Here is a 9,767-nt window from a genome sequence, read left to right as displayed (position 1 = left end):
AGGTCCCTTCCTCATGCCCTCGCCAGGGCAGGATCACCCGACCGGGAACCCGCGTTCGACCGCCACCGCTCAAGATCGAAAAGGCAACAGCTTCTGAACAACGGCAGTAGGTGTGCCGCCGGGCTGGCGGATCCCTGAAGCACAGCGCCGCCTCGCTGTGACTGCGCGTCTCAGCTGGCCGCATTGGCCAGCTGAGACGCGCAGGACAGGCCCGTACTCCGAGAGGCCAGAGGTCCGTCGTCACGTCCGGAACAAGGCAACTCGCAAATCAGGCTTTTCGACTAATCCTGCCCGTAATGCCGCTCATTGCTCCTGGCGCTAGCGGTGCTGAAGGCGCCTGTCAGCACGCTGAGCAGGGCGGCGATCCCGGAAAGCCACTCAGGGCTCACACCGGCGCATGCGAGCACGGTCACCGTGATCGTCACGGTGACAACGACTACATGCCACCGCTGCGCACCGTGTAGCGGTTCGTCGCCCGGGGCAGTCACACATTGGAGTACTGGCATGTACTTCTCCTCTCAGGTTCGCCTGGGGATGGGGCCCTTGACGTGCTTCAGGTTGGGAAGCCAGGAACGCGCGCCGAGGGCCCTCTCATGTGCCAGAAGACTTACCCACCACAGTGCTGGCCACAGATGCGCATCGATCGGCGTACAGCCTCACAAGGGGGCGCATGGCCAAGATGGTCGGGGCATGACGGCGGAGTCCGAGCGTACCCAGCGGTTCAATCGAGAGATGGGCCGGTCACGGGGGTTGTGACGGTCACCGGATTCGGACCGGCTGCTGGCCGTACGGGTGGATGACACGCCGGTACGTCGCTGGTGGATCTCCGCGCCGGACCATCCGGAACGTCATCACGTCGCGCATCCGGCGGCGGGTACGGATCCTCGCGGGCGGTGAATGCCCGCCGGCGGGCCGCAGCGCACGGATGTGCAGGGCGGGACGTCGCGGACAACAATGCGCTGATCGCCGCCTCGGCCGGCGAGGAGGCCAAGACTGCGGAGACCGGCGAGGTGCACGTCCACCGCGTCAACGAGCACGGCCTGGAGCGCGTCTTCCTGGAGTGCGGCGTGCACTCGGCGGTGCGCTCCACAGGGCGTCATCGTGCTCGTGCCCGCCACCCTGGACCCGCCCGGCGCCCATTGTGCAGGTGCTGCGCGACGGCAAGCAGACGGCGACCATCGCTTCGTGCGCGGAAGATTCCGGTATGTCCCCGCGCGTGATCCTCACCGAGGGGGGCGCACGGCGCATGCCCTGCGCCGTGCTCACGGCTGGGGTGTGCAGCTCACAGCGACGGTGGAACATGCGTGGCCATTGAGCACTCGAGTGGCCAACCAAGACGTTCAGTCGCGATGGCTCGTGTGAGTGATGGCGTTCATGAGGCGGGAGCGGGACTCTCAGCAGAAAGCCTTGGAGACTCCTGGAGAGCCCGGTTCGCGTCGCGCGGCCCCCCTCGCCCAAGGTTTCGGGCCAGCCTTGATCGGGTGCCCGGTGCCCTGACTGCGCAGCCTCGAGCGCTTCCGGCTATGCGTACGGGCAAGCCTCCAAGCCCGCTGCTGGTATTCGAGGATTGTCTGCTTCGAGGTCGCCGCGAGCCGCGGCCGGCTGACAGCTGGACAGGGGCCGCGCATGTCGGTGCGTGATGCCCGGAGTCGCCCGACCAGCCGACCGGATCCACCGGAGAGGATGCGCCCCATGCCGCGCGGGGGAGCAGGACGGGGGCTGCCGACACGAGTGCACACTGTTGTGTCACGCCCGGTCAACGACTACGCACCGGCAAGGAAACACGCACCCGGACCCCATAGCTTTCGATCTTCGGCAATGATCAACGCCTTGTACCGTCAACCACATGGACGCACAGTTATTGGGCCGGGTCGGGGAAGTGGTGTTGGAGTGGGCTGTTGAATGGGGGGAGCAGGAACCGCGCGACGTCCTGATGGTTGTCACGACACATGATGCGGCAACCCAATGGCTCCACGGTCCTCAGACTTGGTCCAGGCCGGATCGGGTCTACTTCGCCACCGCGCAGGGAACGTTCCAACAGCGTAGTAGGTCAGGAGAGTGGGCGGCTTTGTTCGTCGATCCGATTGCCTTCCGGGTCGTGACTTTCACGGTCCGCCCATTGGATGCGGTCCCGAACCGCCCACTCGGGCAACTCGGGACCGTCCATCGATTGTGACGTCTACGGACACCCCCTTCGCGCCGACGCGAAGGATCATTGCCAGCTTGAGATCGGAGTCCGTGATCTTCCGTGCGGCCCCCGGCGGGATGCACCCGAGCACTTCTTCCTCAACGTGACCGCCGTTATGCCGGGGCATGTTACGTGGCGTGTTGGAGTGCACTGGCTCCGCAATGGACTATCGGGGGTCGTGATTGCTGACAATGAAGGACAACCCTTCCGACTCATGGGCCGCTAGGGGCTCATGCGTTGGCCATCGCGCCGGCCCGATGGCGACGGGCCCTCTGCGAGACGTGTCGTGCGTGAGGCCGCCGAACGTCATCGTTTGCTCTGGGCGACGACTGGATTCGATGAGACGTCGGCTGGGTTCGCTGAGAACAGACACTCCCGAACTCACGTCGAAATGACATCCACGGAAAGTGACACAGCCAACCGGGCGACGGCATTGAGGCGCCAACCCCGGTTGAGGCTGGGAGAGTGAGAGGTGGCGGCCGCCGCCCTGGGTCGGCGATGACGGCGGCCGCAGGCGCGAGGACCTGCGTCTCCCCCCGGACGCAAGGCCCTCGCGCGGGATCGCCCTCGCGGCGGATGGGGCGTGCGGGAGTTCACCCCAAATCGAAACCGTCGCAAGGACGAAGGCCGGGGCTCGCAGGCGGCTCCCCCGCGGGAGAGCGGGCTCCGGCAACCCGAGATGTGGTTGTCGCGCAGGCATGGGCCGCACGGCGGCACGACGTGCTGGCCTGGCGGATCGCCTGCCCGGGCCCCGAGTGGCTAACCAAGCGGAATTGTAAAACGCCTCCCCGACCGCGCAAGAAGGCGGGAATCAGCCCGTCCGGGCCACAGCGGCAGACCTGTGACCTGTGAATCCTCAGCTGACTGCGCGGCGGGTCCGTACCGACGACGACATCACGCCAGCAAGGTCAGTAGTGGCTGTACCGATGGTCCCTGAGGCCGTTGACCGCGGCGGGGCCGCGTGGTGCACGGACCATGCGCTCCCGGGAAGAGCCGATCTCGCCGCGGCTGGCATTGGTGACGAAGCCGAAGCGCTGGTAGAACGCGTGCAGCCGATCCGGGTCCCCGCCGAAATTGCCGCTCGGGCTGAGCGCCACCGGCACACCGTGCAGGTCGGCCACGGCGGTGATGTGCTCCATGACGCGCGTGCCGATCCCGTTCCCCCGCTCGCTCTCCGGGAGGACGATCCAGAACAGCACGAGATACGGACAGGAATCGAGTCCGAGTTCAAGCCGCACGCCCGGGTAGCTGGTCCGAATCTCCTCGGCCAGGGCATCGGCCCATGACATCGACGCCATTCAGGGCCTACGTCTCGTCCGGGTTGATCCCCTGGGCCTGTGCCAGGGCGAACAGGACCCGCTCGATGGTGTCCAGGCGCTGCGTGATCGTGCGGTCCCCGGGGACACCGATGGCGTTGGCGAGGGAGTCGATGTTGCCGAACGCCGTGGTCTGCTGCTCGCCGATGAGCTGGAGCTGCTCACCGTGCTCGGCCAGCGTGCGGCCGGTACGAAACGCCTCCGCCTCAAGATCCCGAAGCCGCTCGTCGTACGTCGATGTCTCTCGCGCCATGGCCCCATCCTGGCAGACGGCTGGCCCGGCCTGCCCCGGCGTGCGTCTGCCACAGCACGCCACCCAGGAACGGGGACGACTCCGCTGCACGATTCAGCACGGCCTCACGCCGGATCCATTCGAGGAACCCGGACACGCACGGTACTGGACGGCCCCGCTCCTACATCGCATCAGGGATGAACTACGAGACGAGCGGCCAGCCCCTCAGAGGGGAGGTTCTTCAAACACTTTCCTCGCCTCGTTCGTGAACTGTTCTTGAGCGTCAAACAGACGATCGGTTGATCGCTCGTATTCTTGAGTCCAAGCATCGGAGACGGCTTCGCCTCGGCACAACCTAAAGAGAGCCAGGTGCACGGTCGTGATTCCGGCCCACACCCCGAGTGCGGCAGCACCGACCGAGCGGGGGCCAGCTAAAGAGACACGGGTGATCAGTCTGCGCAGCACAACAAGCTGGTCATACCACTCCTGCATGAGCTGTCGCTCATGCTCCCACTCTGGGGATGATCCCGCATCTTCCATGTAGCCACTGAAGCGCCTGCGATGCCCCTGCAATTCTTCGACCCTCTTCTCCGCCTCATCTAAGAACGCGAGGTAAGCGGTTTTTCGCTCGTCGCGCAGCCATCGCACTTGTTCAGTGTGGATTTGCGCTCGGGTTTGATGCCGCGTTGCGGCATAAGTGAGATACGAGGCTCCGAGTGTTCCGGCAATTCCAATTCCCGCACCGAGTGTGGCTGCTATCCCTTGGTCCATGCCGTCATTTTCCCGTTCCCTGGGCCTGTTGAGGTGTGGAGTCCAATGCGGTGACCTGAGGCAGGACGGGAATGCCCAGGTTGACGGTGCTGGGCTGACGGATTCGTTCGTGCTGCCGGCGTCGCGGGCCGGTCTGCCGGCCGGGCGCGGTTGATGGTGCGGTCGGCGGTGTGTGCGAGCTCGACGGCCGCGGCTTGAACCGGAGCAACCCAGCCCTGTACGGCCGGCGCGTTGGCGTCCTCGGGAGGACGCCCGGCGAGCTCGAGGACGTCACCTGCGCGCCCTCGCCGGCGCCTGCCTGGATGAGGGCAAGTAACTCCTGGATCTCCTCGGGGTCGACGCCGACGCGGTCGAGGAGGGACGTCACCTGCCGGAGTGCGGCGGCGCCGCCGCCGTGCACGGTGATCGCTGGCACGCGCTGGGCGGTGGGCCAAGGTCTTGGCAACAGCCCTTGGAGGGTCAGGTGAAGAGGGCGAAGAGGTATACGCCTCGCTCACCTCCTACTGCGAGCTCGTGTGAACCGTCTGCCCATACGCACGAGTACAGCGACCCCTCGGAGCGTGCGACAGCCACGGTACGGGCTTCCGCGATCTCCCAGATCCGCACCGTCTGGTCGTTGCTGGTGGTGGCGATCCAGGTACCGTCTGGGGCGATGGCCACTGACAGTACTGCGCCGGTGTGACCCGTGAGGGTGGCGGTGCAGGTGCCCGAGATCCGGTCCCAAATCCGTACTGTCTGATCGTTGCCGCCGGTGGCGAGCCAGGAGCCGTCCGGGGCGATCGCTACCGAGTGCACCGCGTCGTTGTCGCCAGCGAGGGTGGCTATACAGGTCCCGGAGGTTCGCTCCCAGATCCGCACCTTTCCGTCCTGTCCGCCGGTGGCGAGCCAGGTGCCGTCTGGGGCGATCGCCACGGACAGTACCCAGCCGGTGTGGCCGGTGAGGGTGGCGGTGCAGGCCCCCGAGGCCCGGTCCCAGATCCGCACTGTTCCGTCACTATCGCCGGTGGCAAGCCATGTGCCGTCCGGGGCAATCGCCACCGACTCCACAGGCTTGGTGTGGTCGGTGAGGGTGGCGGTGCAGGTGCCCGAAGCCCGGTCCCAGATCCGGACTGTTTCATCAAAGCCGCCGGTGGCGAGCCAGCTGGCATCCGGAGCGATCGCCACCGACCACACGGTGGCGCTGTCGCTCGAGAGGGTGGCGGTGCAGGTCCCCGAGGCCCGGTCCCAGATCCGCGCCGTCCCGTTACGGCCCTCTGTGGCAATCAATGTGCTTTGCCTTCCATCGCGGCCGCCGGTGGCGAGCCAGGTGCCGTCCGGGGCGATCGCCACGGCCATCACGCAGTCGGTGGGGCCGGGTTGCGCGGGAATCTGAGCAGCGAAGTCCCTGTCCCAGGTCCGTACCGTGTCGGCGCTGGCGGTGGCGAGCCAGCTGCCATCCGGGGCAATCGCCACCGACTGCACATTCTCGGTGTGACCGGTGAGGGTGGCGGTGCAGGTGCCCGAGGCTCGGTCCCAGATCTGCACCCTTCCGTCACCGTCGCCGGTGGCGAGCCAGGTGCCATCCGGGGCAATCGCCACCGACCCCACAGGCTGGGAGTGGGCGGTGAGGGTGGCGGTGCAGGTGCCCGAGGCCCGGTCCCAGATCCGCACCGCCCTGTCATGGCCACTTGTGGCGAGCCAGGTGCCGTCCGGCGCGATCGCCACGGACAGGACCCAGCCGGTGTGGCCGCTGAGAGTGGCGGTGCAGGTCCGCGAAGCCCGGTCCCAGATCCGCACTGTTCCGTCACGGCCGCCGGTGGCAAGCCAGGAACCATCCGGAGCAATCATCACGGCCATCACCGCGTCGGTGTCGTTGGTGAGGGTGGCGGTGCAGGTGCCCGAAGCCCGGTCCCAGATCCGCACCTTTCCGTGACGGCTGCCGGTGGCGAGCCACGTGCCGTCCGGGGCGATCGCCACCGACCACACGGCGTCGGTGTCGTTGGTGAGGGTGGCGGTGCAGGTGCCCGAAGCCCGGTCCCAGATCCGCACTGTTCCGTCGTGGCTGCCGGTGGCGAGCCAGGTGCCGTCCGGAGCAATTGCCACCGGCCCCCAGCCGGTGTGGCCGGTGACGGTGGCGATGCAGGTGCCCGAAGCCCGGTCCCAGATCCGCGCCCCGTCGGCGCTGCCTGTGGTGGCGAGCCAGGTGCCGTCTGGGGCGATTGCCACCGACCGGCTTCCGCCGGAGACGTTGGGTTGGTGGCGGGTGAGCATGCGCTGCAGCGCGGCGTTGGGGCCGTCGGGCAGGGGCCAGCGGTTGACGAGGCAGGGGCGGAGGGCGGGATCCTGCCGGCGGGCGGTGATCTGGGGGCGCCAGTGCGGGTGTGCCTCCAGGCGGCTGTGCAGGACGCCGGTGAGGGCGTGGGGCGGGTCGGTGGGGATGAGGAGGTGGGCGACTTGGGAGATGCTGAGGGCCAGGGAGCGGCTGTGAGGGGTGTTGATGCGGGCCAGGTCGTTCCAGGGGGCGCTGGGGCCGCGTTGTGTCAGGCGTGCTTCGACCCAGCGCACATCGCCCGCTGTGGCCTCGGCGGACATGGAGCGGCCGGCGGTGATCAGGTGGTCGATGAGGTGGTCCAGGAGGTAGCCGTCCTCGAGCTGCCACCAGGCGCGTTCGGGATCGGGAGCGTTGGGGGTCAGGGGCCGGGCCGGCGGCACGGTGGCGGCGATGGCGTCGACGAGCAGGCCGTTGAGGCGGGCCAGGCCGGCCGTGCCGAGGCCGTCGCGCAGGTAGTCGCGGATGACGTCGTGGATGCCGATCTGGCCGCCGTGTCGCGGATCGAGGGTGAGCAGGGACAGGCGTGCCAGGTCCCGGCACAGGCTGCGTGTCTGGGCCTCGGTCAGCCGGTCGGTGGCCTGCCACAGCAGGGCGACGGCGGATACCGGGATGGGCTCATCCTCGGCGAAGATGCCGAGTTCGGTGAAGCGGTCGGCACCGCCGGGTGGCAGCAAGGTGGTGGCGGCCTCCACGGAGGCTTTCACGGCCTGACTGCGCAGGCGGGGGTCGTCGAGGCTCCAGGTAGCGGCGGGATCGTCCACCGCGGTGGGCCCGTGCGCGTGCAGCCGGTGAAGAATCCGCTCGGCGGTGGCAGCAGGGTCGGCACCGGTGGCCGTCTGTTCGGCGATCAGACGGTTGGTCAGGCGCAGTAGCAGCGCCCAGCGGCCGGTGATCCGCAGCAGACCGTCAACGACAGCGTCGGGCAGATGCGGCAGCTCCCAGGTCAGCGCGGCTCTGGCCTGGGCGGGTGACATCTGGTCGACCTGGATGCGGTGTGCGCCAGGGGGCACAAGGGCCGGGTTGCGCGTGGTGACCAGCCGGACGCAACGACGGCCGCCGTGGAGGAAGGGAGCGAGCTGCTCGTCTTCCCACACGTCGTCAAGGACGAGGAGGGTGCGGGGACGCTGGTCCAGGAGCCGACCCAGGTGAGCGCCTGCCAGGTCGGGATCGTCGAACTCGCTGGTGTCACCGGTGATGAATCGGGTGACTTCGGCGACCTTGGCGGCCACGGCTGCCCGTCCCCGGACATCTCGACCGATGGTGACGGTATAGATCCGCGAACGGAACCGACGCCGCACCCGCCGGTGGGCGCACACGGCCGTGGCCAGAGTGGTCTTACCGAACCCGCCCGCTCCCCACAGCGAGGTGGTGATGCCTACCGCGCGGCCACCGCGGCACACCGCCGCCACCGTGTCGCGTGTCTGGTCCCGGTCCACGAACCAGCCCGGTACGGCCGCGGGCTGCGGAGGCGGCGGATCATCCTGAACCGCCAGTGGACGCTCCTGCATCCACAACGCGACACCAGCTGCCACGAACGACAGCACCCCCAGCACGGCGACCGACGGCCACGGGTGCCGCCGGAGCCCATCCACCAGGCCGGGCCACCGCTGCTGGGATGTGGCAGCGTTTCCCGCCAGCGCCAGCAAGACCGCCAGCACCGCCGTCACGCCGGCAAGCGACACCAGCCCCACAACACGGCCCCGCACCTGCACCCCCAACTATGGTTTCCGGCGCGGAGATTACCCGCCACGCCAGCGGCACCGTCAGTGGGCGGCCACAGAGTCGGCCGGGCCCACGGGTTACCAGAGGGCATCGTGGTAGATGACCACCAGCCCATTCTCGTCCTCGGTGTACGACGGGAGCTTGCAGTCGTCGAACTCGTCCGAGCAGAAGGAACGGCGGCCGCAGGCCGGGCAGTTGTGATGAGGCTCTCTGAATTTGGGTCTGGGCGGAATTTCGTGACGGTCACAGTGTCACCATTCGCGTAGCCTCTTGCGGCACGATGCAAGCAATTTCGGCAGGCCGACGGTTTCATACAACGCCACTGCTGCTTCCATCTGACGGCGCCCGTCTTCCGCGCGCCCGTCGTGCCGGGCGTTCTCAGCGAGTATGACGAGGGCGTTGGCTTCGCCTCGCGGGTTGCCGAGGCGACCAAGAACGGCAACGGGTTCGTCGTCGCGCCGGTGATGCGAAACCTGACGACGCACGCGGTGGCGATGGCCTGGCAACGGCATGCGGAGATCCACCGATTATGGCCGGTCACCCGCTGCATGAGCGGGGTGGCGGCCACCACACTGGCGGAGTCCGAGATGAGCATCCACCAACTCCATGCAACCGGTGCCACTGCCTTGTGCTCGCGGAGGAAGGCGATGCCGCCCACGCCGGAGGCGATCTGGTCGCGGGCGGCCAGCAGCTGGTCGATGACGTCGAGGGCGCGCAGGGCCGTGGCCTCGTCATGCGCAAACTCGGGCATTGCGCCAATCTACGGCGCCGCTGCCTGAGACTGCACCGCAATTTCCGACCGGTCTGTCAGGCCTCTGTGATCAAGGTCACCGGGGTGAGGCGGAACCTCCTGTTCAGCCCTCTGTTCACAGGATCTTCATGGCAGTTACTGTCTCGCTTCACTGTTCGACCTCTGGGCTGAGCTGGCTCCACCGTGCTGGGGAGCACGGCTGGCTTGCCCTGTTCGTCGAGTGTTCTGTTGGACTGCGGTTTCCGCGCGGCTGCGCGAGAACCGTGCGGGGTGGGGGTTCGAGTGGCTGCTCGGCGTGCGCGTTTGCTTTCCGTCACGGTGGCGGGTGCGGTGTTGGCCGGTTTGTTGTCGACGGTCTCGGTGGTTGCGCCGCAACAGGCGGCTGCTGCCGGTGATGAGGCAACTCCGCTGGTGCCGTCGCAGTCCTTGGGCACAGTCCCTGCGCAGCAGGCGGAAGAAGTGGGTAAGCCGCTTCC

Annotated in this window: 5 protein-coding genes and 1 pseudogene; 2 read left to right on the top strand and 4 right to left on the bottom strand. The window is 67.8% G+C overall.

Annotation, left to right across the window (positions count from 1 at the left end; all coding sequences use genetic code 11):
- Window positions 1–678: 678 nt before the first annotated feature.
- A pseudogene (locus tag ACFY1L_RS55345) lies at window positions 679–1,264 on the top strand (hypothetical protein); the annotation flags it as partial.
- A gap of 1,832 nt (window positions 1,265–3,096) precedes the next feature.
- On the opposite strand, the gene ACFY1L_RS55340 reads toward ACFY1L_RS55345, so the two are convergent.
- From ACFY1L_RS55340 to ACFY1L_RS55325, 4 genes are all read right to left on the bottom strand, one after another.
- Window positions 3,097–3,477, bottom strand: a complete 381-nt coding sequence (locus ACFY1L_RS55340) for a GNAT family N-acetyltransferase (RefSeq protein WP_388843190.1) — start codon at window positions 3,475–3,477, stop codon at window positions 3,097–3,099.
- A gap of 16 nt (window positions 3,478–3,493) precedes the next feature.
- Window positions 3,494–3,757, bottom strand: coding sequence for a hypothetical protein (locus ACFY1L_RS55335; RefSeq protein ID WP_388843188.1), 264 nt, complete (start codon window positions 3,755–3,757; stop codon window positions 3,494–3,496).
- A gap of 204 nt (window positions 3,758–3,961) precedes the next feature.
- Entirely contained in the window at window positions 3,962–4,507 is a 546-nt protein-coding gene (locus ACFY1L_RS55330) for a hypothetical protein (protein WP_388843186.1), read from the bottom strand.
- A 459-nt stretch (window positions 4,508–4,966) separates the two neighbouring features.
- Window positions 4,967–8,350, bottom strand: coding sequence for an NB-ARC domain-containing protein (locus tag ACFY1L_RS55325; protein ID WP_388843184.1), 3,384 nt, complete (start codon window positions 8,348–8,350; stop codon window positions 4,967–4,969).
- A gap of 555 nt (window positions 8,351–8,905) precedes the next feature.
- Here ACFY1L_RS55325 and ACFY1L_RS55320 point away from each other — a divergent pair.
- Window positions 8,906–9,319: a hypothetical protein gene (locus tag ACFY1L_RS55320; RefSeq protein WP_388843182.1), complete on the top strand. Its 414-nt coding sequence runs from the start codon at window positions 8,906–8,908 to the stop codon at window positions 9,317–9,319.
- Window positions 9,320–9,767 lie beyond the last annotated feature (448 nt).

The sequence above is a fragment of the Streptomyces sp. NPDC001663 genome, assembly GCF_042893105.1.
Lineage (GTDB): Bacteria > Actinomycetota > Actinomycetes > Streptomycetales > Streptomycetaceae > Streptomyces.
This window is presented reverse-complemented; position numbering and strand designations above follow the sequence as displayed.

Bases quoted from the DNA above. Each gene is read 5' to 3' on its own strand.
- ACFY1L_RS55340 (WP_388843190.1), bottom strand. From the start codon at position 3,477: ATGTCATGGGCCGATGCCCTGGCCGAGGAGATTCGGACCAGCTACCCG.
- ACFY1L_RS55335 (WP_388843188.1), bottom strand. From the start codon at position 3,757: ATGGCGCGAGAGACATCGACGTACGACGAGCGGCTTCGGGATCTTGAG.
- ACFY1L_RS55330 (WP_388843186.1), bottom strand. From the start codon at position 4,507: ATGGACCAAGGGATAGCAGCCACACTCGGTGCGGGAATTGGAATTGCC.